General features: G+C 62.9%; 26 protein-coding genes and 1 riboswitch. Of the genes, 8 read left to right on the forward strand and 18 right to left on the reverse strand.

From position 1 onward, the window contains the following. The first annotated feature begins 51 nt into the window (after nt 1-51). The 8 genes from ACFSM5_RS14915 to ACFSM5_RS14950 all read left to right on the forward strand — a co-directional run bounded on the left by ACFSM5_RS14915 (nt 52) and on the right by ACFSM5_RS14950 (nt 10,619). On the forward strand, nt 52-2,148 hold the full coding sequence (locus tag ACFSM5_RS14915; RefSeq protein ID WP_379877242.1) for a TRAP transporter permease: 2,097 nt from the start codon (nt 52-54) through the stop codon (nt 2,146-2,148). Then, entirely contained in the window at nt 2,121-2,495 is a 375-nt protein-coding gene (locus ACFSM5_RS14920) for a DUF1850 domain-containing protein (RefSeq protein WP_379877243.1), read from the forward strand. The genes ACFSM5_RS14915 and ACFSM5_RS14920 overlap by 28 nt, the downstream gene beginning before the upstream one ends. A 79-nt stretch (nt 2,496-2,574) precedes the next feature. Further along, nucleotides 2,575-4,353, forward strand: coding sequence for a M3 family oligoendopeptidase (locus ACFSM5_RS14925; protein ID WP_379877244.1), 1,779 nt, complete (start codon nt 2,575-2,577; stop codon nt 4,351-4,353). Continuing rightward, entirely contained in the window at nt 4,350-5,684 is a 1,335-nt protein-coding gene (locus ACFSM5_RS14930) for an ABC1 kinase family protein (protein WP_379877245.1), read from the forward strand. The genes ACFSM5_RS14925 and ACFSM5_RS14930 overlap by 4 nt, the downstream gene beginning before the upstream one ends. After that, nucleotides 5,681-5,971, forward strand: coding sequence for a hypothetical protein (locus ACFSM5_RS14935; protein ID WP_379877246.1), 291 nt, complete (start codon nt 5,681-5,683; stop codon nt 5,969-5,971). Before ACFSM5_RS14930 ends, ACFSM5_RS14935 begins: the two co-directional genes overlap by 4 nt. 184 nt (nt 5,972-6,155) lie before the next feature. After that, the gene (locus tag ACFSM5_RS14940) at nt 6,156-8,690 is read left to right on the forward strand and encodes a penicillin-binding protein 1A (protein WP_379877247.1); all 2,535 of its coding nucleotides are present in this window, start codon (nt 6,156-6,158) and stop codon (nt 8,688-8,690) included. Nucleotides 8,691-8,787: 97 nt separating this feature from the next. Then, nucleotides 8,788-9,907 (forward strand): peptide chain release factor 2 gene (gene prfB / locus ACFSM5_RS14945; protein WP_379877248.1). Its coding sequence is split into 2 segments (ribosomal slippage): nt 8,788-8,856 and nt 8,858-9,907, totalling 1,119 coding nucleotides; the frame shifts between segments, so codons are not numbered across the junction. 256 nt (nt 9,908-10,163) lie between these two features. Next, nucleotides 10,164-10,619, forward strand: coding sequence for a phytanoyl-CoA dioxygenase family protein (locus ACFSM5_RS14950; protein WP_379877249.1), 456 nt, complete (start codon nt 10,164-10,166; stop codon nt 10,617-10,619). A 90-nt stretch (nt 10,620-10,709) separates the two neighbouring features. On the opposite strand, the gene ACFSM5_RS14955 is transcribed toward ACFSM5_RS14950, so the two are convergent. From ACFSM5_RS14955 to ACFSM5_RS15040, 18 genes are all read right to left on the reverse strand, one after another. After that, nucleotides 10,710-11,168, reverse strand: a complete 459-nt coding sequence (locus tag ACFSM5_RS14955; RefSeq protein ID WP_379877250.1) for a hypothetical protein — start codon at nt 11,166-11,168, stop codon at nt 10,710-10,712. Between the two features lie 325 nt (nt 11,169-11,493). Further along, the gene (locus ACFSM5_RS14960) at nt 11,494-12,153 is read right to left on the reverse strand and encodes a hypothetical protein (protein ID WP_379877251.1); all 660 of its coding nucleotides are present in this window, start codon (nt 12,151-12,153) and stop codon (nt 11,494-11,496) included. Between the two features lie 5 nt (nt 12,154-12,158). After that, nucleotides 12,159-12,506 carry an ArsC family reductase gene (locus ACFSM5_RS14965; protein ID WP_379877252.1) on the reverse strand — a complete coding sequence of 116 codons (348 nt, stop codon included), beginning with the start codon at nt 12,504-12,506 and terminating at the stop codon, nt 12,159-12,161. Nucleotides 12,507-12,581: 75 nt separating this feature from the next. Further along, a complete protein-coding gene (locus tag ACFSM5_RS14970) occupies nt 12,582-12,791 on the reverse strand; it encodes a cold-shock protein (RefSeq protein ID WP_379877253.1) in 210 nt (69 codons plus the stop codon). Between the two features lie 190 nt (nt 12,792-12,981). Further along, nucleotides 12,982-13,494: an OsmC family protein gene (locus ACFSM5_RS14975; protein ID WP_379877254.1), complete on the reverse strand. Its 513-nt coding sequence runs from the start codon at nt 13,492-13,494 to the stop codon at nt 12,982-12,984. A 59-nt stretch (nt 13,495-13,553) separates the two neighbouring features. Beyond that, the gene (locus ACFSM5_RS14980) at nt 13,554-14,327 is read right to left on the reverse strand and encodes an ABC transporter ATP-binding protein (protein WP_379877256.1); all 774 of its coding nucleotides are present in this window, start codon (nt 14,325-14,327) and stop codon (nt 13,554-13,556) included. Between the two features lie 3 nt (nt 14,328-14,330). Then, a complete protein-coding gene (locus ACFSM5_RS14985) occupies nt 14,331-15,146 on the reverse strand; it encodes an ABC transporter permease (RefSeq protein WP_379877257.1) in 816 nt (271 codons plus the stop codon). Beyond that, a complete protein-coding gene (locus ACFSM5_RS14990; RefSeq protein ID WP_379877258.1) occupies nt 15,143-16,129 on the reverse strand; it encodes an aliphatic sulfonate ABC transporter substrate-binding protein in 987 nt (328 codons plus the stop codon). The genes ACFSM5_RS14985 and ACFSM5_RS14990 overlap by 4 nt, the downstream gene beginning before the upstream one ends. Nucleotides 16,130-16,269: 140 nt before the next feature. Next, entirely contained in the window at nt 16,270-16,944 is a 675-nt protein-coding gene (locus tag ACFSM5_RS14995) for an energy-coupling factor transporter transmembrane component T family protein (protein ID WP_379877259.1), read from the reverse strand. After that, nucleotides 16,934-18,142 carry an ATP-binding cassette domain-containing protein gene (locus tag ACFSM5_RS15000; protein ID WP_379877260.1) on the reverse strand — a complete coding sequence of 403 codons (1,209 nt, stop codon included), beginning with the start codon at nt 18,140-18,142 and terminating at the stop codon, nt 16,934-16,936. The genes ACFSM5_RS14995 and ACFSM5_RS15000 overlap by 11 nt, the downstream gene beginning before the upstream one ends. Next, entirely contained in the window at nt 18,135-18,707 is a 573-nt protein-coding gene (locus ACFSM5_RS15005; protein ID WP_379877261.1) for an ECF transporter S component, read from the reverse strand. Before ACFSM5_RS15005 ends, ACFSM5_RS15000 begins: the two co-directional genes overlap by 8 nt. 62 nt (nt 18,708-18,769) lie before the next feature. Further along, nucleotides 18,770-19,390, reverse strand: coding sequence for a YkoF family thiamine/hydroxymethylpyrimidine-binding protein (locus tag ACFSM5_RS15010; protein WP_379877262.1), 621 nt, complete (start codon nt 19,388-19,390; stop codon nt 18,770-18,772). Further along, a riboswitch (TPP riboswitch) is annotated at nt 19,382-19,482 on the reverse strand. (Overlaps the previous gene by 9 nt.) A 168-nt stretch (nt 19,483-19,650) precedes the next feature. Next, a complete protein-coding gene (locus ACFSM5_RS15015; RefSeq protein ID WP_379877263.1) occupies nt 19,651-20,193 on the reverse strand; it encodes an MOSC domain-containing protein in 543 nt (180 codons plus the stop codon). 31 nt (nt 20,194-20,224) lie between these two features. Next, a complete protein-coding gene (locus tag ACFSM5_RS15020) occupies nt 20,225-20,896 on the reverse strand; it encodes an endonuclease/exonuclease/phosphatase family protein (RefSeq protein WP_379877264.1) in 672 nt (223 codons plus the stop codon). A 2-nt stretch (nt 20,897-20,898) separates the two neighbouring features. Further along, on the reverse strand, nt 20,899-23,058 hold the full coding sequence (locus ACFSM5_RS15025; RefSeq protein WP_379877265.1) for a VTT domain-containing protein: 2,160 nt from the start codon (nt 23,056-23,058) through the stop codon (nt 20,899-20,901). Between the two features lie 79 nt (nt 23,059-23,137). After that, entirely contained in the window at nt 23,138-24,034 is an 897-nt protein-coding gene (locus ACFSM5_RS15030) for a LysR family transcriptional regulator (RefSeq protein ID WP_379877267.1), read from the reverse strand. Then, nucleotides 24,031-24,627 carry an NUDIX domain-containing protein gene (locus tag ACFSM5_RS15035; protein WP_379877269.1) on the reverse strand — a complete coding sequence of 199 codons (597 nt, stop codon included), beginning with the start codon at nt 24,625-24,627 and terminating at the stop codon, nt 24,031-24,033. The genes ACFSM5_RS15030 and ACFSM5_RS15035 overlap by 4 nt, the downstream gene beginning before the upstream one ends. Beyond that, nucleotides 24,624-25,013 carry a hypothetical protein gene (locus ACFSM5_RS15040; protein ID WP_379877270.1) on the reverse strand — a complete coding sequence of 130 codons (390 nt, stop codon included), beginning with the start codon at nt 25,011-25,013 and terminating at the stop codon, nt 24,624-24,626. Before ACFSM5_RS15040 ends, ACFSM5_RS15035 begins: the two co-directional genes overlap by 4 nt. Between the last annotated feature and the right edge of the window lie 96 nt (nt 25,014-25,109).

Here is a 25,109-nt window from a genome sequence, read left to right on the forward strand (position 1 = left end):
CGGCCAACTGAGCCGCCCCTTTTTATCAGTCTTCCGTTTTCGAGTAGCCGCATGTCCGAAGCAACCGCCGACAAGTCGCCACCGCAGCAGGTCTTCGTCGATCCCGAGAATCCCGCCGCTCATCTGACCCTGCCCGGCCTCAGCGGCAAGGTCATCTGGCTGATCGCCCTGATCTTCTGCGGCTGGCAGATCTATACCGCTGCCTATAGTCCGGTGCCGACCATCGTCGTGCGGTCCATGCATGTGGGTTTCCTGCTGCTGATGGTCTTTGCGCTCTTCCGCTGGAAAGGCGGACATGACGGCCCCCGCACCGCGCCCCCTTGGTACGATTGGGTCCTGGGCGGTGGGGCGCTGATCCTTGCGCTCTACCATTGGTATTTCGAGGCCGAACTGATCCAGCGGGCGGGTGATCCCAGCAATACCGATCTGGTGGTCGGCATCGTCACCATTGCCCTGCTGTTTGAGGCAGCCCGCCGCGTCATGGGCTGGGCGCTGCCGGTGATGTGCATCGTCTTCATCCCCTATGCCCTCTGGGGACGCTATCTGCCCGAGCCCTTTACCCATCGCGGCTTCGATATTTTCCAGATCGTCGACCAGATCGCGTTTGGCACCGAAGGCATCTACGGCACCCCGACCTTCGTGTCGGCTACCTATATCTTCCTGTTCATCCTCTTCGGCTCGTTCCTGGAAAAGGCCGGGATGATCGGGCTGTTCAATGATGTGGCGCTGGGCCTAGTCGGCGGCGCGCGGGGTGGTCCGGCCAAGGTGGCCGTCATCTCCTCGGGCCTGATGGGCACCATCAATGGTTCGGGCGTCGCCAACGTGCTGACCACCGGCCAATTCACCATTCCGCTGATGATGCGCTTTGGCTATTCGGGTCGCTTTGCCGGTGCCGTCGAGGCCACGGCTGCCATGGGCGGGCAGATCATGCCGCCGGTCATGGGCGCGGTCGCCTTCATCATGGCCGAAACCATCGGCGTGCCCTATACGGAGATCGCGAAAGCCGCGATCATTCCTGCCCTGCTCTATTATGCCTCCGCGATGTGGATGGTGCATCTGGAAGCGGGCAAACACGGGCTGGTCGGCCTACCGAAGAACCAGCTGCCGAGCCCGCTGAAGGCGATCCGCACGCACTGGCATCTGGCGCTACCACTGGCCGCCCTGGTCTTCATGCTGTTCGACGGTTTCACCCCCCTCTTCGCTGGTACCGTTGGTCTGGGCCTGACCGCGATCCTGATCATGGGCAGCGCTGCCGCCGGTAAGATCCCGGTCACCGTCGCGCGCTATGGCTTCTGGATCATCCTGGGCGTCATCTTCGCCGGGTTGGTGGGGACGAAAACCGTTCAGCTTGTCACCGGGCTTGCGATCCTCATCGGCCTGCTGATCGTCGGCCTGTTCTTCATTGTCGGTGGCAAGGCGACCCTGCGCCTGATCCTGGACGGCATGGTCGATGGCGCCAAAAGCGCGCTCGGCGTCGGCGTGGCCTGCGCCCTCGTCGGCATTCTGATCGGCGCCATGACCCTGACCGGCCTCGCGTCCGAACTGGCGCGCATCATCCTGGATCTGGCCGAAGGACGCCTGTGGCTCGCCCTGGTGCTGACCATGATCGTCTGCCTGATCCTCGGCACAGGTCTGCCGACCATCCCGAACTACATCATCACCGCCGCCATGGCCGCGCCGGTGCTGCTGCAGATGGGCGTGCCGCTGATCGTCAGCCACATGTTCACCTTCTACTTCGGCATCATGGCCGACCTGACCCCGCCGGTGGCGCTGGCGGCGCTGGCGGCCTCTTCCATCTCCAAGGCGGGCCATATTGAGATCGGCTTTACCGCCACCCGCATCGGTATCGCGGGCTACGTGGTGCCTTTCATGGCGGTCTATTCGCCTGAACTGATGCTGCAGGGCGACAATGTCACGATCCTGTCCGTGTCCTACATCCTGTTCAAGGCGCTGCTGGGTATCGGCTTCTGGGGTGGGGCTGCGACCGGTTACCTCTTCGGACCACTGAACTGGCCGGAGCGGATCGTCGCCGTCGCTATCGCCATCCTGCTGGTCTCCGCCGCCTCGATCACTGACGAGATCGGTATCGCGGCCGGTGCCGTCTTTATCGGGTATCACCTGTGGCGGCAGCGGCAAACCTCTGTCTGATGTTGGGACTGGCGGCGGCGCCCGAGGTGATCGGGTCCGCCGCCACCCTTTCCTGGACCCATTCCATCGAAAAGACGCTCTGGACCGAACATTGGCTGGCGACGCCTGACGGGCTTGTGCTCGATGCCGCCAGTGTTCAAGGATCGGGCGCGGGCATGGAGCCGCCCGACGGATCCATTCTGAAAGACGGCGCCTGGCATTGGCGCCCCACTGTACCGCCACAATCCGAACTCACGCTCGGCAATGCCGGAGTCACAGCACCCTGGCGTCTGTGTCCCGATGGAGGCAGCTGCCGCGACCTCGTGGCACCGGCGGGCGAGCCGATCAAGCTCTTCCCCTGTCCCTGACGGCCCCCTATATCGATAGGGTAACCCGCCTCAAGTAGGCCAAAGGCCGGTAGGCGAACGTAAAGAGGGATCAGTACGAATGACGACTGAAGCGAAGTTGGGTGATCTTCCCGTTTGGGACCTCTCGGACCTCTATGCATCCCCCGACGATCCTTCCGTCAAAGCCGATTTCGATACCTCCGCCAAAGACGCCGACGCTTTCGCCCTGAAATATCAGGGCAAGCTCGCCAGCCTGTCCGGCGCCGACCTTGGCGGGGCCATCGCGGCTTACGAGACGATTGACGAGGTTCTGTCGCGCCTCGGCTCCTTCGCCCAGCTCGTCTATGCCCGCAACATGGCGGATGTGGAGGCGACCCGCTTCTATCAGTCGACCCAGGAACGCATCACCGAGATCGCGACCAAGCTGCTGTTCTTCGGGCTGGAGCTGAACCGCCTGGAGGATGACGTCCTCGCCAAGCAGCTTGCAGATCCGGCCGCCGCCAAATACCGCTCCTGGATCGAGGCCAGCCGCGCCATGCGCCCGCATCAGCTGCCCGACGAGCAGGAACAGCTGCTGCTGGAAAAGCAGGTGGCGGGCCGGTCGGCCTGGGTGCGCCTGTTCGATGAGACGATGGCCGACCTGCGGGTCGAGTATCGCGGCGATAAATTGACGGTTGCCGAGACGCTGAACCTGCTGGTCGACCGCGACCGGGGTATCCGCAAGGAAGCAGCACAGTCGTTTGGCAAGGCGTTGGGCGACGAGATGCGCACCTTCAGCCTGATCACCAACACCCTGGCCAAGGACAAGGAGATCGAGGATCGCTGGCGTAAGTTCGCCCGCCCGATCTCAGGCCGCAACCTCGGCAATCGGGTCGAAGATGAAGTGGTGGCCGCCCTGGTCGCCGCCGTGCGCGACAGCTATGCCAGCCTGTCGCACCGCTATTACAAGCTGAAAGCCAAGTGGCTCGACCTGCCGGTCCTGGATTACTGGGACCGCAACGCGCCCCTGCCCTGGTCCAGCGACAAGAGCGTCCCCTGGCCCGATGCCCGCAGTATCGTGCTGGATGCCTTTGGCGGCTTTTCGCCCAAGCTTGCCGATATCGGCAAGCAGTTCTTCGATCAGCCCTGGATCGATGCGGGCCTGCGCCCCGGCAAGTCGCCGGGCGCCTTCGCCCATCCCACGGTGCCGAGCGCGCACCCCTATCTGCTGGTGAACTACCAGGGCAAGGTGCGCGACGTGATGACCCTGGCGCATGAGCTGGGCCATGGTGTGCATCAGGTGCTGGCGGGCAAGGCCCAGGGCCATCTGCTGGCCGACACGCCGCTGACCTTGGCGGAAACCGCGTCGGTCTTTGGCGAGATGCTGACCTTCCAGGCGCTGCTGAAGGCCGAGAGCGATCCCACCCGCCGCCGCGCCCTGCTGGCGGGCAAGGTCGAGGATATGCTGAACACGGTCGTCCGCCAGATCGCCATGCATAGCTTCGAGGAACTGGTCCATGACCGCCGCCGCCAGGGCGAACTGAGCCCGGACGATCTGGGCGATATCTGGCTGGCAACCCAGACCGCCAGCCTCGGGCCGGCTCTTCGCTTCGACGAGCATTACAAGAACTACTGGGCCTATATCCCGCACTTCATCCATTCGCCCTTCTATGTCTACGCCTACGCCTTCGGCGACTGCCTCGTGAACTCGCTCTACGCCGTCTATCAGGGGGCCGAGCAGGGCTTTGCCGAACGGTATCTCGCCTTGCTGTCGGCGGGCGGCTCCAAGCGGTACGACGAACTGCTGAAGCCCTTTGGCCTGGATGCGCGCGATCCGAACTTCTGGAAGCAGGGCCTGACCGTCCTCTCCTCCTTCATCGATCAGCTGGAAGCCGAATGAGCGACGACAGCCTCACCGGCCGGGTCAGGCGCTATGCCCAGGTCGGCACGACCATGGCCGGGCTTGGCGTCCGGCTGGCGGGGGAGAAATACCTCGGGATCGAGATCGACCGCGCCAAACATGCGGCCGATCTCAAGGTGGCACTCGGCGGGCTGAAAGGCCCGCTGATGAAGGTCGCCCAGCTGCTGGCGACCATTCCAGATGCGATTCCGAAGGAATACGCCAAGGAACTCCAGCAGCTGCAATCGAACGCCCCGGCCATGGGCGGACCCTTCATGAAGCGCCGGATCGCAGGCGAGCTTGGCCCCGGCTGGCGCAGCAAATTCGCCGATTTCGAGGAGACGGCAGCCGCCGCTGCCTCGCTAGGACAGGTTCATAGAGCAACGCTGCCCGACGGTCGGGCGGTGGCCGTGAAACTGCAATATCCCGACATGGCCTCGGCGGTCGAGGCGGACCTGAAGCAGCTGAAGCTGATCTTCAACATCCACGCCGCCCGCGACAATGCCATCAAGACCGACGAGATCTATGCCGAGATCGGGGAGCGCCTGCGCGAAGAACTCGACTACGAGCACGAACGCAAACAGATGGACCTCTATCGGTTGATGCTCGCCGACGAGCCCGCCGTGCGGGTGCCGGAGGCGATCCCGGAACTGTCGACCAAGCGCCTGCTGACCATGACCTGGCTCGACGGGCGTTCGCTGATGACCTTAAGCGATGCACCGCTGGAAGTGCGCAATCAGGCCGCCATCGACCTGTTCCGTGCCTGGTATGTGCCCTTCTATTTCTACGGCACCATCCATGGCGACCCGCACCCCGGCAATTATCAGTATCGCGAGGGCGGCGGGCTCAATCTGCTGGATTTCGGCTGCGTGCGTATCTTCACCCCTTCCTTCGTGCAAGGGGTGGTCGATCTCTATCACGCGCTGGATCGGGGGGATCGCGAGCTTGCGGTTTCGGCCTATGAACGCTGGGGCTTCCAGAATCTCTCCGCCGATCTGATCGATGTGCTGAACAATTGGGCGAGCTTCCTCTACGGACCGCTGCTGGAGGATCGCACCCGCCTGATCGACGATGCACGCGGCGGATCCTACGGTCGCGAAGTGGCCGAGAAGGTGCATGAGGAGCTGCGGCGCTTAGGCGGCGTGAAGCCGCCGCGCGAATTTGTCTTCATGGACCGTGCCGCCATCGGCCTTGGCTCCGTCTTTACCCACCTCAAGGCGGAGGTGAACTGGTATCGTCTGTTCCAGGACATCGCCGGGACTTTCGATGCTGAAGCTCTGGCGCAGCGTCAGAAATCGGCCCTTGAGAAGGTGGGATTGACCACGCCATGACCTACCCGTCGAAAATCGTGTTGCAGGTGCCGGTTTCGGATGACAGCCGCCTGCGGGTTTTCATTGAGGAATGCCTGAAGGACAAGGTGGCGCTGATCGCGGTCGTGGGCGATGGCTGCGAGGAGATCGAAGATCTGATCGACGATATCCTGGTCGGCGACGGCTCCGACGCCACCCGCTTCATCGTCACCACCTCCTACCCCGACCGTTCGGTCGATGAAGCCGTCGAGTTCGTGCGCCACTGGAAGATGGTCCGCACAGATGAGCCGGACGTGGTGAAGCTTTAAAGCGTCTAACCTAAATAAACTCGTCACCTCCGATTTGACACGAGGATGACGAGTGTTGACGGTGCATTGAAGATCTGCAGGCAAGCCGCCTTGCGGAGGGGACTTTCCACAAGTAGTCTCGGGCCGCGAAAATTAAGGCGGTTTCTGCCATACTCTTGCCGCCAGTTGCTTGGAATATGCCCCGATGAAATGGATTTACCGCGCCTTTACGGCTTTGATTGTGCTGGCTATCGTCGGCGTGGCCGCTATTGGGGCGGGCGTTAAGTATTTCTCGGAAGATCTCCCGGATCATTCCACGCTGGCATCCTACGCACCGCCGCTGGTGACGCGTGTCCATGCGGGCGACGGGCGGCTGATGGCCGAATTCGCGACCGAACGCCGTATCTTCGTGCCGATTGCCTCGATCCCGCCGCGGGTTCAGCAGGCTTTCATCGCTGCTGAAGACCAGTATTTCTACAAGCATCCCGGCGTCGATTTCATCGGTCTGGTGCGCGCGACCCTGCAGAACGTTCAGAATCTCGCCGAGGATCGCCGCCTGATCGGCGCCTCGACCATTACCCAGCAGGTGACCCGTAACTTCCTGCTGACGAACGAGCGCAGCTTTACCCGTAAGGCCAAGGAAATCCTGCTGGCGATGAAGATCGAGCAGGCGATGTCCAAGGACAAGATCCTGGAGCTTTACCTGAACGAAATCTATCTCGGCACCATCGGTGGCTCGGGCGCCTATGGCGTGGCGGCGGCGGCATTGACCTATTTCAACAAACCGCTCGATGAGTTGACCGTATCGGAAGCAGCTTATCTTGCGGGTCTGCCGAAGGCTCCATCGAACTATCATCCGGTGACCAAGCGTGCCGAAGCCATCATCCGCCGCGATTATGTCATCGGGCGCATGCAGGAAGACGGCTATATCACCCCGGACGAAGCCAAGATGGCGCGGGCCGAGGAACTGACCGTCCGTCGCCGCACTGGCGAGGAAACCGTCCGTGCCGATTATTTCACCGAAGAAGTGCGCCGCGAACTGCTGGCCCGCTTTGGTGAGGAGACCGTCTATAAGGGCGGGCTGTCCGTCCGTGCCTCGCTGAACCCCAAGCTGCAGGCGATTGCCGACAAGGCTTTCCGCGCCGGTCTGATCCGCTATGACCGCAAGCATGGCTATCGCGGTCCGCTGGAAAAGGTCGCGGTCAAGGATATCGCTGCCAAGATCAAGGTCGCGCCGCCGGGTGGTTCTGACGGCTGGCTGTTGGCCGGCGTCACCAAGGTCGACGACAAACAGGCCGAGATCCTGGTGTCGAACGGCGTCAGCGGCAAGATCCCGATGGCCGAACTCACCTGGGCGCGTCAGGTTCTGGAAGAGCAGCGTTTCGGTGCGCCGCCCAAGAAGCCTGCCGATGTGCTGGCGCCGGGCGATATCATCCTGGTCGAGGCTGTCGCGAAGACGGCGGACGGCAAGGGCAGCTATCCGGAGGGGACCTTCGGTTTGCGCCAGATCCCCAATGTCGGCGGCGGCATGGTGGCGCTGGATCCGAACACCGGCCGGGTGCTGGCGATGATCGGCGGCTTCAGCTTCCAGCAGAGCCAGTTCAACCGCGCGGTCCAGGCCAAGCGTCAGCCGGGGTCCAGCTTCAAGCCCTTCGTCTATATGGCGGGGCTGGAGAATGGCTATACGCCTGCGACGATCATTCTGGACGCGCCCTATGTCGTCGACGATGGCTCGGGCACCAAATGGCGTCCGGACAACATCACCGAGAAGTTCTACGGCCCGCAGCCCATGCGCGTCGGCATCGAACAGTCGCGTAATCTGATGACCATCCGTCTGGCGGTCGACGTCGGCATGGATAAGGTGTCGGAGATGGCCAAGCGCTTCGGCGTGGTGGACAATCTGCCCCCCTATCCCTCGATGGCGCTGGGTGCGGGTGAAACGACCGCGCTGAAAATGGCGGCGGGTTATGCCCAGATCGTCAATGGCGGCAAGCGCCTGACCCCGACCGTCATCGACCGCGTCCAGGACAAGACGGGCGTCACGGTCTTCAAACACGACGTGCGCCCCTGCGACGGCTGCACGGCGGAAACCTACAAGGGCGGCCCGATGCCGCGTGTTCCCGACACGCGCGAACAGATAATCGACAGCGGCGTTGCCTATCAGATGCTGCATATCCTGGAAGGCGTGGTGGAGCGCGGCACCGCGACCTCGCTGCTCAGCCTCAAGCGTCCGCTGGCGGGCAAGACCGGTACTACCAACGATTATACCGATGCCTGGTTCGTCGGCATGACGCCGGACCTGGTGATCGCGACCTATATCGGCTTCGACCAGCCCCGCACGCTCGGCAAGAACGAGACGGGCGGCGGCAATGTCGTGCCGATCTTCAAGGAAATGGTCGGCGACGCCATGGAAGGTACCCCGGCGACCCCGTTCCGCATGCCGCCGGGCATCCGTCTGGTGCGGGTGAACCGCGATACCGGCAAGCTGGCGACGGCCGACGACCGCCGCTCGATCTTCGAAGCCTTCCGCCCCGGCACCGAACCCAGTGCCGAAGAGCCCGAGGACGAATATCCGATGGAATATGGTGGCATCGCCTCCGGCCCCGTGACCTCAGGCGAGGATGCCGGGCCGATCCTAACCCCGGCACCGGCCCCCGGTGCGCCTGCGGCACCGCCGCCATCGGTTCCGACCCGCGCATTCGGCACTGGCGCAGGCGGGGCCGCTTCGGGTATCTACTAGCGCCGTTTAGTCTGAAAGAGACGAAACGGTTTTCTGCCCGTGGCGGGCCGCTCAAGCGCCGCGCGGGCTTAATTTTCCGCTACGACCAGGAGCCGACATGCGCGCCGAAATCGAAGCGAGCGTCAATGCCATCCAGCAGTCACTCGGACTGCTAAGGAGGTCTCTTTGACTGGGATGTCTCCGTCGCTCGCCTGAATGAACTGACCGAAGCCTCCAACGACCCGACCCTGTGGGACGATGCGCAGCGTGCGCAGAAGCTCATGAAGGAAAAGACCGGTCTGGAGCGCGCGATCAACGGTTTCAAGGAAATCGAAGCCCAGCTGACTGATAATGTCGAGCTGCTGGAGATGGCAGAGGCCGAAGGCGACGCGACCATGGTTGCCGATGCCGAGAATGCCCTGCTGGCCTTGAATGTCGAGGTTCAGAAGCGTCAGCTTGAAAGCATGCTGTCGGGCGAAGCCGACGCCAATGACTGCTATCTCGAAGTCCACCCCGGCGCGGGCGGGACCGAGGCGCAGGATTGGGCGTCGATGCTGCTGCGGATGTATACCCGCTGGGCCGAGCGTCGTGGCTTCAAGGTCGAGCTGCTTGAAGAGAGCGCGGGCGAAGAAGCGGGCCTTAAGTCTGCGACGATCCAGATCAGCGGCCTCAATGCCTATGGCTGGGCAAAGACCGAAAGCGGCGTGCATCGCCTGGTGCGCATCTCGCCCTTCGACAGCAACGCGCGTCGTCAGACTAGCTTTGCCTCGGCCTGGGTCTATCCGGTGGTCGATGACAATATCGAGATCGAGGTCCTGGAAAAGGATCTGCGTATCGATACCTTCCGCGCCTCGGGTGCCGGTGGTCAGCACGTCAATAAGACGGAAAGCGCGATCCGCATCACCCATATCCCGACCGGGATCGTGGTGGCCTGCCAGAGCGACCGCTCGCAGCATCGCAACCGCGCGACCGCCATGCAGATGCTCAAAGCCCGCATGTACGAGCGCGAGCTGAAGATGCGCGAAGAAGCTGCCGATGCCGCCAATTCGGTGAAGACCGAAATCGGCTGGGGCCATCAGATCCGCTCCTATGTCCTGCACCCCTATCAGATGGTGAAGGACCTGCGCACGGACGTCGAAACCGGCAATACCGCCGCCGTTCTGGACGGCGACATCGACCCCTTTCTGGAAGCGGCCCTCGCCGCCCGGGTCGGTGTCGGCGACAAGCGCAAGGACTAATGAGAAGCCGGGGGAAACCCCGGCTTTTTTATTACCGGATATCGAATGAACCTCAATTTCGAGAGCGATGGCGCGCAGCTCTATCCTGCGGTGCTCGATCGGGTTGCGTCGGATCAATTGCTGGCGTCGCTGGGAGGCGGGCCTATTCGGGCGGGGAAGCGGCTTGCCGGTAATCCGCAACTCGCCCAAGCGTTGGATCCTTCCGGGGCTATCGGGGGCCCTTGCTGTCCATCATCTTGAAGGCGACGCGCGGCCGGTGCGGGCAGTTTTGTTCGATAAGTCGGCGGCGTCCAACTGGGCGCTCGGATGGCATCAGGATCGCACCATCGTCGTGAAAGAGCGGCGCGAGGTCGATGGTTTTGGCCCTTGGTCCGTGAAAAGCGGACTTCAGCATGTGGAGCCACCCTTTGCGATCATCGCGTCCATGGTGACGCTGCGTATCCATCTTGATCCTGTCGGGCCGGATAATGCCCCTCTGCTGATCGTGCCGGGATCGCACCGACTGGGCCGTATTCCGCAGATTGAGATCGAGGGGCTACCAGGGCGGCTCGGCAGCGCCAGCTGTTTAGCTGCGGTTGGTGATGTCTGGGCTTACGCGACGCCCGTCGTGCACGCCTCTGATGCCGCTAGAATACCGGCCAATCGACGGGTTCTGCAGGTCGACTATAGTGCCGCCAGACTACCGGGCGGGATAGAATGGTTGGGGATCTAGGCCGTGCCTTGTCCGGCCATAAAACTCCTGATTCCGCGATAACATCAGGGAAACGGCTCTCTTTCAGGCTTTAAGCCCTCTCCCCACTTCTTACTCGCCCACCGCATGCAGGGTGATCACGCCCGCCGCATCATCGCGCTTGAAGGTCAGCACCCGCTTGTCGCGCTTCATGGTGACCGTGGGGTTGGTCTTGCTCTCCTGTACCACCTGATAATACCACTCGGTAACACCATACCAGCGCGGAAAGACGTTGCTGGCAAAGCCCTGGCCCGTCTCGGTATCGGGCTGACGCTCGTCCGGCGGGATGGGGAAGCTGTAGGTTGCCTCCTCGACCACAGCCTTGGTGCCGATGATCTCCAGCTTCGCCTTGCCGTCGGCGCTCTGCCCTGAATGCAGGGGGCGACCATCCGGAGTCTTGCCCTCGGTCAGGGTGATCTTGTCCCCCAGCCCGAATTGCAACAGCTGCTCCTGGGACAGCTTCAGCGGCGCGGCGGAGGCGGAATGGGCCAGGAGGGCGGCGATCAGAAGGGCAGCAGCTGAATAGGACAAAAGGGCTCTCCGCGTGGCTGGGATCAAAACAGCATCAGGGGAGAGTATGGCATCCATCGGCAAAGCTTGCGTATTTACAATGCCGTCATGCCGGGGACAGGAAGCCGATGTTTCCCTCTAAATTCCGTCATCCCGGACTTGATCCGGGATCTCGTGTAGGCGGACTCTATCGGCAATTCTCTACGCGGTTCGGCCACCCTAGATCCCGGATCAAGTCCGGGATGACGAGGTTTTGGGTGGGGATGGGTTATATAGCTCGGTTTGTTGGTCCGCGATCTATCCGAGCCGAGGGCAGAGGATTTGGCGACTAAGGCCCTCCACCGGATCAGTGCCGCGTGTCGATCTGATCTTTATTCAAGGAAGCATGCGCTAGCGGCTGGCGCGTCGCCCGAATGGCTTGATCGTAAGCTTCCCAGCTCTCAAACAGTTTGTACCAATCGGGTTCGTTATCAGTCATGTCACAGAGGGAGCCCGGCATATTTCGGCGTGTATCATCGATAAACTCGCCACCCCAATGTCCGCCCCAAAGCTCGTGGCCTTCCGCAAAATATCTCACTGTGACTTGGAAGCTGAGGCCTTCGGAATCACAGGCGGTGACGATGCTGCCTGCAACCATCTCTTCTTCCCGCAACGGCTGGTCGTTGCGATGGAATGAAAAATAGACGATGTCGGGGGTCCAAAGGTCGTTATAGTCGATCTTGAAACCAAGTTTTCCTGCGTCCCAGTCTTCCATGAACTGGCTGGCTGGTGAAGCCGACAGCGGTGGCAGCCATAGTTTATCGATGATAACCCAGCGTCGGTCATCGACCGGTGCGCGCGCTAAATCGACGATTCCCGCAAAGCGGTGACCCTCGGGTGTACATGCTGTCACCTCAAGGCCAGGACGCAAATCCTCTTCCGCTATAGGCTGCTGAAAGTTTCGATAGTCGAGCCAAATGCGCCGGTAAAATTCCTGATCGCAGAAATTGACGATAAAATCGGACATGAGGCTTATTTAACCGCCCCCTCATAGACATCCGGCTTGAAGCCCACGAGGCGCTTGTCGCCCAGGTCCAGCACGGGGCGTTTGATCATCGAGGGGGTGGCGACCATCAGTTTGATCGCCTTGGCCTGATCGAGGTTCTGTTTGTCGGCATCGGGAAGGGCGCGGAAGGTGGTGCCGGCGCGGTTCAGCAGAACTTCCCAGCCGTGTTCCTGGCACCAGGCCTCCAGCCGCGCGGCATCGATGCCGACAGCCTTATAGTCATGGAAGTCATAGGCGACGCCTTTGCCTTCAAGCCAGGTGCGGGCCTTCTTGATCGTGTCGCAGTTCTTGATGCCGTACATCGTGATCGTCATCGGATTTCCTCCAAAAGAAACGGGCCGGAAGATTGCTCTTCCGGCCCGTATTCCTAGCAGATGCTGGCGTCTAAATTAGACGGCCTGCAGCTGACCAGCGGAGTACTTGCCGCTGCGCTTGTCCTGCTCGAGCTCGTAGGAGAGCTTCTGGCCTTCGACGATCGAGCCGAGGCCCGAACGCTCGACAGCGGAGATGTGCACGAACACATCGTTGCTGCCGTCAGCCGGCTGGATGAAGCCATAGCCCTTCTGGGCGTTGAACCACTTAACGGTACCGGTAGCCATAGTCGTAACCTTTCAGACATAGTCACCACGCTGGGAGTATTCGCCAGCGAGATCGGAATTTCGGTTGGGGTCGAGAGCAGGTCCGGGGCTTGATCCAAAATCGAGCGGGAAGAGCAGCAGCCGAACCTTAAACGAATTCGATAACCGTCAATCGCATGGATTTCATTGGAAAGCAAGCGTCCGTCGTCGTTCAACTCCCCCGGTTAGCCTCTGCCGACAGGTCGGGCCGCCGGTTAAGAGTCTGGAACACAACGCAATAGCGTTCCGTTAGTTTCAGCAAAGTTGCGATTTTGTCGTCCGGCTCGTCGGTATCGAGCCGGAAGCTGAGGCGGATAGCGCGGAAGCCCACGGGAGCCTCGCGATCCACCCCCAGGGTCCCCCGGAAATCGAGGTCGCCTTCCGCATGGACGGTGCCGCTTTTCAGTTGAAAATCAATGGCGGTAGCCACTGCTTTCAAGGTCACGCCCGCGCAGGCCACAAGGGCATCGAGCAGCATGTCGCCGGAGCAGGCCTGGAGGCCGCTGCCGCCAGTTGCAGGGTGCAATCCGGCTTCGATCAACGCACGGCCCGTTTCTACCCGGCAGGCGACGCCATCAGCGTCCAATGTGCCGTGTGACTTAAGTGTGACCAGGGCGCTGTCGGGCGTTTCGCGGTACTTCTCTTTCAGCGGGGCTTGCAGCGCCCGGAGGCTGTCGGCGTCCAAAATTCTCGGTCCTTTCATAAGCCCGCGCGGCGTTTGAGCGGCCCGCCACGGGCAGAGTCTTAGATAGCGGCGGCGGGATGATCTTCCTCGCCCACCCGATGGCGGCTGCCCGCCAGCGACAGGTTGCCCAGCAGGCGGCGGCGCCAGTCGACGAAGCGCTGGCTCTCACGATCCCTGGGGCGGGGTAGATTGGGCTGCACGATGCTCTGGATATGGCCGGGGCGGCCGGTCATGACCACCACCCGGTCGGCCAGATAAAGAGCTTCGTCGATATCATGGGTGACCAGAACCAGGGTCGGCCGGTCGATCTCCCACAGCTCCAGCAGATGATCCTGCAGATCGGCGCGGGTCAGGGCATCCAGGGCGGAGAACGGCTCGTCCAGCAGCAGCACCTCGGGCTTGGCGACCAGGGCGCGGGCCAGCGCCGCGCGCTGGGCCATGCCGCCCGACAGCTCGCGCGGCCAGGCGCCCGCAAAGCCCGACAGACCCACCCGCTCCAGGGCAGCCTTCACCAGGGCCTGACGTTTGGCTTTCTCGATATCCTGAATACCGAAGCCGATATTCTCGGCAATCGATAGCCAGGGCATCAGGCGCGGCTCCTGGAACGCCACCCCGATCTTGGAATGGGGCGCGCGGATCTCCTCGCCATCCAGCAGCACGCGGCCGCCGGTGGCAGGATCGAGACCGGCGATGGCCCGCAGCACCGTGCTCTTGCCGCAGCCGGAACCGCCCAGGATCGCGACGATCTCGCCGGGTTCGATGGTCAGGGCAAAGCGGCTGACGGCCAGCGTGCCGCCAGGATAGGTCTTGGTGAGGTTGTCGAGAACCAGCATTGCCTAGCCCTCCTTCCGGTAGACGTCCTGCCAGCGCAGCAGGCGGCGGGAAAGGGCGGCGAGCAGACCGTCGGTGATCTTACCCAGCACCGCGAAGGTCAGGATGGCGGCGACGATGATCGTAGGCTTGCCCATCATCTGCCCGTCGGTCAAAAGGAAGCCCAGACCTTCGCTGGCCCCCATGAATTCGGCAGCCACCACGAACATCCAGCCAAGCCCCAGGCCGGAGCGCAGGGAAACCAGATAGGCGGGCAAGGCGGCAGGTAGCAGCACCCGCACGACCAACTGCGGCCCCGTCAGGCGGAAGGCGCGGCCGACCTCCACCAGCTTGCGGTCGGTATCCTGAATGGCGGCGGACAGGCCCAGGTAGATCGGGAAGAAGACGCCGACGGCGATCAGGATCACCTTCGACGTCTCGAAGATCCCGAACCACAGGATGAAGAGCGGCACCCAGGCGATGGAGGGGATGGCGCGCAGGGCCTGCAGCGACGGGTCGAGCAGACGGCGGGCCAGCGGGGAATAGCCGGTGAAGGCCCCCAGCAACGTTCCGGCCAAGACACCGAACCCGAACCCAAGGCCAACGCGCACCAGGGTCGCAAGAATATGGATCTGAAGATCGCCAAGGGCGATCAGGCGCCAGATCTCGGCAGCGATGCGGGAAGGCGGCGGAACAAGGCGGCCTTCGGCAAATCCGCTGGCGACCGCCAGTTCCCAAAGTGCGCCGAGGGCGACGGGCAGCAAAAAGCCGAGCCCGACCACCGGCAGGCGCCGGGTGGTCGGGGTGACGGTTGCAGAGCTTCTTTGGGCGATATCGCTCACTGAACGGCCGCAAGCTTGGAGGAGAAGCGCGGGTCGAGCAGGCTGTCGACGGCGGCCTTCACATCGACCTTGCCTTCGATGACGCCTGCTTCCTTCAGGGCTTCACCGGCGGCGAGGATCGAGGCGCGCGGCTTGTCGCCAACGGTCGGGTCCTTCAGATCGGTGCGGGTCAGCTGCTTGGCGGCCACTTCCGGCGTCAGCTTGGCGGCATTGGCCACCAGATCGCGCAGGGCGTCGGGATTGGCGATCGACCAGCGGCGGGCTTCCTCATAGGCGGCGATGACGGTATCGACCAGCGGGCCATTGTCGTTGGCAAAAGCCTCGCGAACATTCAGCAGGCCGTAGGTATTGGCGTCGGCATTGCGATAGAAGAGCTTGGCACCCTTTTCGACTTCGGCGCTGGCCATGATCGGATCCAGGCCCGACCAGGCATCGACGTCGCCCTTTTCGAGCGCAGTGCGACCATCGGCATGCTGCAGCAGGACCAGCTTCACGTCGCGCTCGGTCAGCTTGGCGCCGGCCAAGGCGCGGATCAGGAAGATATGCGGATCGGTGCCACGGGTGACGGCGACGCGCTTACCCTTCAGGTCCTCGACCGTCTTGATCGGGCTGTCGGCATTGGTCACCAGCGCGGTCCATTCCGGCTTGGAATAGATATACACGCCCTTGATGGGGTTCCCGTTGATCTTACCCAGCAGGGCTGCTGCTCCGGCGGTGGAGCCGAAATCCAGCGAGCCTGCGTTCAGGAATTCCAGCGCCTTGTTCGACCCGGCCGACAGCACCCAGCGCACGGCGATTCCGTCCGCTTTCAGCTTTTCCTCCAGGATGCCTTTTTCCTTCAGCACCAGGGAAACCGGGCTGTAATAGGCGTAATCCAGGCGGATTTCCTTGGGCTTGTCGGCGGCGAAGGCGGCAGAGCAGCACATCGCCATCGCGCCAACGGCCAGCAGGCGGATCGGGCGGAGGGAGGCGAGAAGCGACATGGAACTCTCCTGAGCAATCAATGGCTATTTCACAGTTGATTGGCGTTATGAAATTTCTTTCTCGCGCCAAAGTGAGAAATTTTAAAGATCGATTCGCTGCGGGAGTCAACGCATAAAACATAAATTACAGAGATATTTGTTTATAATAAACGGGCAAAAATTGTAATTAGTGGAATTATCCCGACGGCAAGTGTCAGGCTATCAGCGAGGCGCCACCTTTGCTCGACGAGCCAGGAACGCGGTGTGTTGTCGAGACCTCGCGCCGCCATGGCCACCGACAGGCGGGCGGACTTGCGGATGGTCAAGGCCAGCAGACCCAGCAGAACGGCACCTTCACGGGCAAAGAACCCCATGCCTCCGCGCAGCCGTAGGGCCAGACGGAGCGAGCGCATATCCTCGGTCAGGCCGGGTAGCAGTTGATAGACTGCGCTGACGGCGAACCCTACCCGGGGCGAGAGACCCCAGTCGATGAGGCAGCGCACCAGCTTGGAAGGCGGGGTCGCACGCACGAACAGGAAGGAGGTCAGGCCGAAAACCAGGGTGCGCAGAAAGGGCGTAACACCGCTGTAGAGATCGCCGCCCACAGCCTCATTGCCGAACAAGGCATGGGTCCAGAGGAACCCAACCCCGAACAGCGCGAAGGGCACCAGAGTTTTCAGAAGTTTCCAGGGAGTGACCCGCTCCAGGACCAGCGCGGCACCGACCAGGGTTCCCAGCAGGATCGCCTGTCCCTGCCAGGACGCGACCCAGGTGGCGCCGACCAGCCAAAGCAGGGCGAGGGCAAGCTTGGCCCCGGCGTGACGCTTAGCCAGCATGGGCTGTTTCCCCTAGATCGACGGACCGGTGCGCGCAACGGGCAATCAGTTCGGCGTCATGGCTGATCAGCAGGACGGCGCGACCATCGGCGGCAACGCCAGCTATATCCGCCAGCAACCCGGCAAAACCGTCGGCATCGAGGCCGTTGGAGGGTTCATCAAGGATGGTCAACGGCCGACGGGCGGCAAAGACTCCAGCCAAGGCCAGCCGCCGTTTCTGCCCATGGGATAGGCGCAGGGGATGGCGGTCTCTGGCTTCGGCCAATCCTAGATCGCCCAGATCGACGCCGGGTGCCTGTTCGGCAACGGTGGCGGCGGTCAGACCTAGTTCGGGATTCTGGAACAGCATGGCCGTTCTCTTGGCATTGGCGGTGGCGAGGCGGCGCGCGAGGGTGGTTTTGCCGCAGCCGTTCGCTCCGGTCAGGGCCACGACCTCGCCCGCATGGAGCTTTAGTGGCCCGTCTTCGGCCAGCAATGCACCGGATCGTGCCGGTAGAGCAGACGAATGGCCGGGCAGACGAATGCCCAGGGCGCCCAGATCGCGGGCGAAAACATCGGCAGCCGGACCGTCTAGCGCCAGCCTGCCCGATCGATCCAGGACCAGCACGCGGTCGACCAGACCTCGCCAGGGATCGATGCGATGGTCGGTCGCGATCCAGCCGCCGTCATGTCTGGCCAAGGTCGCGAAGAAAGCGGCGGTGGAGTCTTCGTCCAGATCGGTAATCGCCTCGTCCAGCAGCAGGGGACCGCCCAGATGCCGGTGGGCGGTCAGGGCGGCGGCGAGGGCGACCCGCTGCCGCTCCCCGCCCGACAGCCGATGACACTCTCGGTCGGCAGGCAGGCGCGCGAGCGCCAATCCTTCAGATGCTGCCTGCTGCAGGAGATCGCGGGGCAGGGCACGGTTTTCGAGGGCGAAGACGATATCCTCGGCCACGGTCGCCGCGACCAGCTGGGTTTCCGGGTCCTGGAAAACCAGCGCTGCGGGTGCGGTGGGGCGGGAGAGCGCGCCAGAGATCTCCCCCGGTACGGCCTCCGGCACCAGCCCGGCCAAGGCGGCCAGCAGGGTGGATTTTCCCGACCCCGATGGTCCCAGCAGCAGGATGCGTTCTTCTGGGTTGATGGCGAGGGAGAGATCGCGCAGCAGGGGATGACCCTCCAGCGCGATCCCGACCCCCTCAAGGCTGAAACCTTTAGGCACGGTGGGCGATGGCCAGACCGTCCAGCACGCCGGTGCGGTTCAGCTTATTGCCGATCCAATGACCGAGGAAGGAGCCCAGCACGACACAGCTCGTCACCCGGATCGCGAACATGGCGATCAGCAGACCGGTATCGATCTTGCCGTAATCGAAGCGGACCCAGGTATAGACAAAGCTGAAGACGGCGGCAGCGATGCCCGACAGGATCAGGATCACCAGGTCATAACGCTTCCAGCGGGTGGCGAGGAACGGCAGTTCCAGCCCTGCGCCCTGAATGACGCCGGTCATGATCAGGATCAGGCCGCCGGGATTGCCGGTCAGCACCTCGGCCACGGCGGCCAGGGTTTCACCGGCAAAGGCGGCAAAGGGCTTGCGGATGATATAGGCCGCGACGATGCCGCCCACCATCCAGAAGCCCATCAGCGCATCCATGGCCAGCGGGCCGACGGCCGCCTGGGCCACCAGCCAGACCTGCACCCAGCCGAGGTAGAAGACGCCGAAAGCCAATCCAAGCGCGCAGACGGTCACGATATCGCGCTGCGTCCAGCGACGGTTGAGGTCACTCATAGTGATATTCCTTTGAAGAGGGATACGCCCGCCGACCCCGCGTCAGCGGGTGGGTACGGAGATCAGGCGGCGCGCTTCTTCGACGGGCTGTTGGCCGACAGGGTTGCTGTCAGCACCACATGGCCGCCGGGATGGGCAAAGCCGATGAACGTCTGCTCGATCACAGCCATCACGTCGGCGGCGTCCCCGTCCAGGCGGGTGCAGAAATTCTTCGCCGTCACATTGACGGTCGAGGCCTTCAGGAAGGCGATGCAGGCATAGATATCCGCCATATGATCGCCGCCACCCAAGGGGTAGAGGCTGATCTGGCAGGCAGTATCAATGCCGCTTTTTTCCGGTTTGCGTAGGCGTTCCAGCGCTGCCCTGGTCAGATTTTCCGGCGTCGCGTCGGTGGGGCGCGGCGGCAGAAGATCGGTGCGGCAGATGGGGTCGTCGGGTTCGCCCGGACAGCCGCGCGAGAAGGTCACCTGCATCACCACATGCTCGCCCGAGCGGGATGCTGCGGTGAAACATTCTTCAAGCGCGGGAAACAGCTCCTCCGGCGGCCCGACCAACAGGGTCGAGAGGTCGTCGGTCTGGCGCCGAAGCTTGGTGTATTTATCGAGATCCTTGATGGCGTCGAGGATCACGCCGACAAAACCGTCGGCCATGGGATAGAGGGAAAACTGACACCCGATGAACATGAGGTCGCTCGCTCCGCTGGCATTACCCAGATCAGCTAGAAGGGTCGGACACCATGTCCTCTCAGCCCTCGCGGGCCCCCCTGCAACGGGAGTCGTTAGAGCACGGACGGGCGGGGGTGTAAAGGGGCGAGCGCCGCCTCCCATTGTCATCCCGGCCCCCGAGCCGGGATCCGGCCATGCAGTGGGTCAGGCTCCAACGGTGTCGCCAGGCAAGAGCTTTCGGCCGGATCCCGGATCAAGTCCGGGATGACAGGTTATGCTTAAACCCGATCCATTTTCCGGTGCGGCAACGGCGGAAGCTCCACCCGGATCGCGTCGCCGGGCAGGATCTCGCCGCCCGCCAGCACGATGCCCATGATCCCGGCCTTACGGATAAGTCCGCCATCGGCATCTCGATCCAGGGTGGCCTTCATCAGGCCGGGCTGGAACCTGTCGAGCTGGATGCAGGGATTGCGCAGGCCCGTCACTTCGACAATAGCGTCGCGGCCGAGGTGCAGCTTTGCGCCGACCGGCAGGCTCAGCAGGTCGAGGCCGCGCGTGGTGACGTTCTCGCCCAGATCGCCGGGGCCGACCTTGAAGCCCTTGGCCGCCAGCTCGTCGAACAGTTCTGCATGCATCAGATGGACCTGCCGCAGGTTCAGCTGACTGGGATCGACCGCCACGCGGGAGCGATGTTTGACCGTGACACCCGCATGGGCATCGCCCTCGACACCCAGGCCTGCGAGCAGGCGGATGCTCAGCTGGTTCTTCTTGCTGAACTTGTGCCCTCGGCTCTGGCTGACGGCGATCACGGTGGTGCTCATGCCTTTTGAGTAGGCTGCAGCGCGGGGCGGGTCAAGCTTGGGCGATATCGGCAATCACCGGCAGATGGTCGGAGGCCTGCCGGGCTGCCGGATCGACCCAGCTTTTCAGGATCGTAACCTGCCGGTCCACATGCACCCGATCCAGGCGCAGCAGCGGGCGCCAGGCCGGGAAAGTTCGATGTCCCGTCCCCGAAGGCAGAAGATCCGCGAGACGGCGTCGCACCGATCCATCCCAATCGTTGAAGTCACCCAGCAGGATTGTCGGCTGCTGCGATCCGGACAGAAGGGCGCGCAAAGTGTCGATCTGCCGATTACGCTCCCCCCGGCCAAGACCCAGGTGGGTCGCAATAACCCGGAGGGTGCCAAGCGGGGTCTGCACCTGGGCGTCGATGGCACAACGGGGTTCGCGGCGGCCGACCGACAGGTCGTGCAGCTGGATCTCGCGCATCGGCCAGCGGCTGATCAGCACATGGCCGTAATGCCCGTCGGGGGCGGCGATGGTACGGGCTTCGGCGGCATGGTCGCCCAAGCCCTGCTTCAGGGCTGTGAGCGGTGCTTCCTCCGCCCGGCGACCGCGTGAATCCACCTCCTGCAAGGCGATGATATCGGGCTCGTGACCCCGGATCAGGTCGATGATGCGGGAGAGGTCATAGCGCCGGTCGGGGCCGATACCGGCATGGATATTCCAGCTGAAGATCCGCACCGTCAGTCCACCTTGCTCCCCAGGCGGGTCATCAGTTTCTGCAACAGGATGGACAGGGCGAAGGAAGCGCCAAGGACGCCAATCAGGATCGCTGCCCCGCCCAGGCTGGGGTTCTGGATCATGCTGCGCATCTGCCCGCCGAAACCGGACATCAGCAGCAGGCCCGGCGACATGCCCAGCAAGGTGCCGAGCACGTAATCCAGCGGACGGACCCGCAAGGCCCCGGCCACCAGATTGACGATGGTGAAAGGCGCAACCGGCATCAGGCGTAGAGTTGTGACAGTCAAGATTCCTTGGCGGGCGAGGGTGCGGTTGATGCGGTTGAGGCGCGGGCCAACGAAGCGGCGCAGGGCGCGCTTACCCAGCCAGCGACCGATGAAATATGTCGCGAGCGCGCTCAGCATCGCACCGGACGTGGCATAGAGCAGCCCCGGCCAGCCGCCGAAGACGGCGGCGGTACAGGCGATCAGCACCACCAGCGGGAAAGCGACCAGGCCACCGATAATGAAGATCGCCACCACGGCGACGGCTTCCCACGGGCCGCTGAGGCCGCGCAGATTGCGCTCCAGCAGGGCGGGGTTGGCCAGTTCGGCCAATGGCGTGAAGGCCCAGACGGCAGCCAGCAGGCCCACCAGCAGCAGGAAACCGGCGATGGAGGTCGCCTGCCCCCAGCGAAAACCACGCTTCGGGGTTATCGAATTGGGCAGGTAATAGAAGGGGTCGAGCGGATGTTTTGGATCCGCCATCGCCTCCACGGCTTCCGAGGCGGCCAACTCTTCCTCGCTGGGATCTTCCACCAGCCGCAGCTTGCAGTTTTCCGCGCATAGGCGATTGATGGCCTGGATCAGCGAGCGGGTTTTGCTAATCGTCTCCGCGACCTTGGCAACCGTGGTTCCGCAATGTTCGGCCAGCAGGCGGTAGCGGATACGAGCGATGCCGCGTGCCGCCTCATCGTCCCCGCTGGCGTCGATGATCAGATCGCATTCGCTGTCGGTGGCCATGGAACGCGCACAGAGGTTGGCCGACCCGATGCGCAGATAGCGGTCGTCGACGATCATCACCTTTGCGTGGATCTTGATATTGTCCCGCTCGCCTTCCTCGGGCCGAGTCTGGGGCGCAAGCACACTGACACGTCCGGCGACACCAGCATCCTGCAGGATCTTCATGAATCGACGACGGCCACCACTCATGGCCGAGCGTTCGAAGAATCCCTGATAGGAATGGGGGCAGACGATCACCGCTTCCAATGCCGGGCGCTGCCGCAGGGTTTCAGCCAGCACTTCAGCGAATTCCAGGCAAGTGACATATTGGCTTTCGAGATAGATGTAGCGCTCTGCCGTCGCTGCCATGGCGCGGAACAGGTCCGCGACTTCGCGCACCAGCTTCTCGTCATTGACGTTGGGTTCGGTGCGGGCGATCCCGACCGGCACATTCTGGAAGTCGGCAACGATACCGGCAGGCCAGGGGCTTTCGCAGGCAGGTGTCGAGGGCAGCACTTCCCCCGCCGCATGCAACCAACGTCGGCGCACCAGGGCGGTCATGGCGTCGGCGATAGGGCCATCGACCATCAGCTGCACGTCATGGAAAGGCGGATACGGCTTGCCGTCAGGATCGACCCGGTGCGGATTATCTTTGAGGTGGTCCGGGGTGTCCCAGCGCCGGATGGTCAGGTCGAGCCCGCCGGAGAAAGCCAAGGCCTCATCGATTATCACGATCTTCTGATGGTGCGAGGAACCCAGGGGAACGCTGTCATCCAGGCAGAGATCCACCTGCTTGGGCATTCGCCAGCGCAGGGCGACGGCGGGCATGAACTCGCGCTCGTTGGCGAAAAAGACCGAATAGTCCCACAGCAGGATTTTGACGCTCAACTGGGGGCGGCGGTGCACCAATTCGGCGATGAAAGGGCCAAGCTCCAGCGGCAGATCGTCGTCGACCGTCCCCTCCGGCCCGACCAGTGGCGTACGGCTGTCCACGTCCCAGCCGACGATGTAGATCGTCTGGCGGGCGGCGAGCATGGCTTTGCGCAGAACCGCGAAATAGGGGCCCGCGTCAATAAGCACGGTGGCGCGCCGGGCGGTCTCTACCCGCCAGACGGTTTCACCCGGAATCAGGATGCCGGGGGTTTCTTCAATCGCCGCCTGTCGTTCGCGGGTATTGAGCATGCTTGAGGCGCCTTCGTGCGGTGAACTCCTGATGAGTCAACCCCGCAGCAGACGAAAAGTGCCGTCAGCACCTTAGACTTTACCGAGTCTCACCGCTTAAATGTGCTGTTTCGGCCTTGAATAAGGTGCCCAGAGCGTCGGCGATGGCCCGCACCCGTGGCCGGTCGCGACGGTTATGGGGCAGCAGCAGATAGACGTCTTCGCCAAGCTCGGTCGGCGGCGGCATCAGGCGGGAAAGCTTGACGTCACCATCGCCGATGAAACAGGGCAACAGCGCCGCGCCCTGGTCTGCCCGTGCTGCTTCCAGACGCAGAGGTACCTCCCCCAACCATAGAGCTGGTGGCTGACTGGCAGTGACCCGTTCCAGCCATTTCGCCTGCCCCGACGTGCCGTCAGACCGAACGCCGATGATCTCCGGCGCGGCGTCCCCCCGAGTTTCGAGATAGCGGTGGCTGGCGTAGAGCGAGAAGGAAATCCGGCCGATCCGCCGCACGGTATAATCGCCCTTTTCCGGCGGCTTGCGCATGCGCAGGGCAATATCAGTTTCGTCCTTGGCGATATCGAGCTGACTGCGGGTATTGATGATATCGATACGGGCAGTGGGCGCGGCAGCCCGCAGAATAGCCATATGCCGGGCAAGGAACAGGGCCACCGAGGTGGTGGCGGTGATACGGATGTCATCCTGGCGCCGCAGGGTACGATCCTTGGCAAACAGCGCCAGATCGCGGGCGCTGCTGTCCATGGAGCGGGCGAGAGCCGCTATCTCGCTGCCAAACTCCGTCAGGACCAGCCGGTTGGGCAAGCGGTCGAAGAGACGGGCGCCCAACGCCTCCTCCAGAGCCACCAGATGCCGTACGACCGTGGCTTCGCTGACATGCAGGGAGGCGGCGGCGGCAGAAACACTGCCGCCGCGCACCAGACCCAGAAAGATCTGCAGGTCGTTCCAGTCGAGTTTTGGCCAGTCGGGGCCGTTCATGCCGCGTCCAGCAGCTTGTGAAGGGCGGCGTGATAGAGCAGCAGGATCGTCTTGCCGTCCGCAATCTCGCCGCTGGCAATCATCGCCATTGCCTGCTCGAAGGGGACTTCCAGCACGTCGATATCCTCGCCCTCAGAGGCATCGCCGCCGCCATCGGACACTTTGGCGGCCTGATCAAACTCCGCGACAAAAAAATGCAGCCGTTCGGTCACTGATCCGGGGCTCATATAGGCGTTGAAGATCGGCTGCACAGCGGCGATCCGATAGCCGGTTTCTTCCTCCACCTCGCGTTTGATGCAGTCAGCCGGAGCATCGGCATCCAGCAGTCCCGCAGGGGATTCCAGCAGCATGCCAGTCGGATGCTGGTTGAAGAGAATCGGCATGCGGAACTGCCGGGTCAGGATCACCGTCCGTCGGGCGCGGTTATAGAGCAGGATGGTCGCGCCATTGCCCCGGTCATAGACTTCACGGCTTAAGGACTGCCATTCGCCGTCCCGGCGTTGATAGTCGAAATCGACCCGGCGCAGCAGATACCAGTTCCTGGATAAGACCTCGACCGCGCGGATGCGCAGGTTCGCCAGCGTGGGGATCATCGGGCGGCTTCCTGGGTGGAAATATCTGGGACATCATCGATATGGCTGAAGATCCTGATGCCGTGGTGGCGGGCGAGTCGCAGCATCTCCTCCGCCCCAACTGACGGGCCGCCGAAACGCAGCACAGCATCGCACCGCTCGATCAGGCGCACGGCATAGGGGTGGAAGATCTCGTCGAAGATTGCATCGCCAACCTTGGTCGATCCTGCCGCTTCAACGATGGGCGGGCAGATGATTTCGCCGCTCAAGGGGATATGGCCCCGGCGGAACAGCACAACGCTCGCTTCGGCCTGGGCGCGGACATTGGCAGCCAGCAGTTTCGGGTCGTCACCGGTGCCGGTGCGGTAGGGACCGGCGATCAGGATCAGCAGGGGGCGTTCAGACATGGGGGGGCCTCGCTCGTCGAAAGATGGCACCACCCTATGCCTGTGCCGTCAAGGGCGCAGGGGTCCGAATTTGCAGATCACGCTTTCAAATATGGA

Origin of the sequence: Lacibacterium aquatile, from assembly GCF_042683105.1 — a bacterium.
Classification (GTDB): Bacteria; Pseudomonadota; Alphaproteobacteria; order Elsterales; family Elsteraceae; genus Lacibacterium; species Lacibacterium aquatile.

Excerpts from the sequence above, each read along its gene's own strand:
- ACFSM5_RS14980 (WP_379877256.1), bottom strand. The coding sequence starts at position 14,327 with ATGCTGGTTCTCGACAACCTCACCAAGACCTATCCTGGCGGCACGCTG.
- ACFSM5_RS15010 (WP_379877262.1), bottom strand. The coding sequence starts at position 19,390 with ATGTTCATCGGGTGTCAGTTTTCCCTCTATCCCATGGCCGACGGTTTT.
- ACFSM5_RS14930 (WP_379877245.1), top strand. The coding sequence starts at position 4,350 with ATGAGCGACGACAGCCTCACCGGCCGGGTCAGGCGCTATGCCCAGGTC.
- ACFSM5_RS14965 (WP_379877252.1), bottom strand. The coding sequence starts at position 12,506 with ATGACGATCACGATGTACGGCATCAAGAACTGCGACACGATCAAGAAG.
- ACFSM5_RS15025 (WP_379877265.1), bottom strand. The coding sequence starts at position 23,058 with ATGCTCAATACCCGCGAACGACAGGCGGCGATTGAAGAAACCCCCGGC.
- ACFSM5_RS15035 (WP_379877269.1), bottom strand. The coding sequence starts at position 24,627 with ATGATCCCCACGCTGGCGAACCTGCGCATCCGCGCGGTCGAGGTCTTA.
- ACFSM5_RS14990 (WP_379877258.1), bottom strand. The coding sequence starts at position 16,129 with ATGTCGCTTCTCGCCTCCCTCCGCCCGATCCGCCTGCTGGCCGTTGGC.
- ACFSM5_RS14915 (WP_379877242.1), top strand. The coding sequence starts at position 52 with ATGTCCGAAGCAACCGCCGACAAGTCGCCACCGCAGCAGGTCTTCGTC.
- ACFSM5_RS14935 (WP_379877246.1), top strand. The coding sequence starts at position 5,681 with ATGACCTACCCGTCGAAAATCGTGTTGCAGGTGCCGGTTTCGGATGAC.
- ACFSM5_RS14940 (WP_379877247.1), top strand. The coding sequence starts at position 6,156 with ATGAAATGGATTTACCGCGCCTTTACGGCTTTGATTGTGCTGGCTATC.
- ACFSM5_RS14995 (WP_379877259.1), bottom strand. The coding sequence starts at position 16,944 with ATGCTGGCTAAGCGTCACGCCGGGGCCAAGCTTGCCCTCGCCCTGCTT.
- ACFSM5_RS15040 (WP_379877270.1), bottom strand. The coding sequence starts at position 25,013 with ATGTCTGAACGCCCCCTGCTGATCCTGATCGCCGGTCCCTACCGCACC.
- ACFSM5_RS14925 (WP_379877244.1), top strand. The coding sequence starts at position 2,575 with ATGACGACTGAAGCGAAGTTGGGTGATCTTCCCGTTTGGGACCTCTCG.
- ACFSM5_RS14960 (WP_379877251.1), bottom strand. The coding sequence starts at position 12,153 with ATGTCCGATTTTATCGTCAATTTCTGCGATCAGGAATTTTACCGGCGC.
- ACFSM5_RS15030 (WP_379877267.1), bottom strand. The coding sequence starts at position 24,034 with ATGAACGGCCCCGACTGGCCAAAACTCGACTGGAACGACCTGCAGATC.
- ACFSM5_RS15005 (WP_379877261.1), bottom strand. The coding sequence starts at position 18,707 with ATGAGTGACCTCAACCGTCGCTGGACGCAGCGCGATATCGTGACCGTC.
- ACFSM5_RS15015 (WP_379877263.1), bottom strand. The coding sequence starts at position 20,193 with ATGAGCACCACCGTGATCGCCGTCAGCCAGAGCCGAGGGCACAAGTTC.
- ACFSM5_RS14970 (WP_379877253.1), bottom strand. The coding sequence starts at position 12,791 with ATGGCTACCGGTACCGTTAAGTGGTTCAACGCCCAGAAGGGCTATGGC.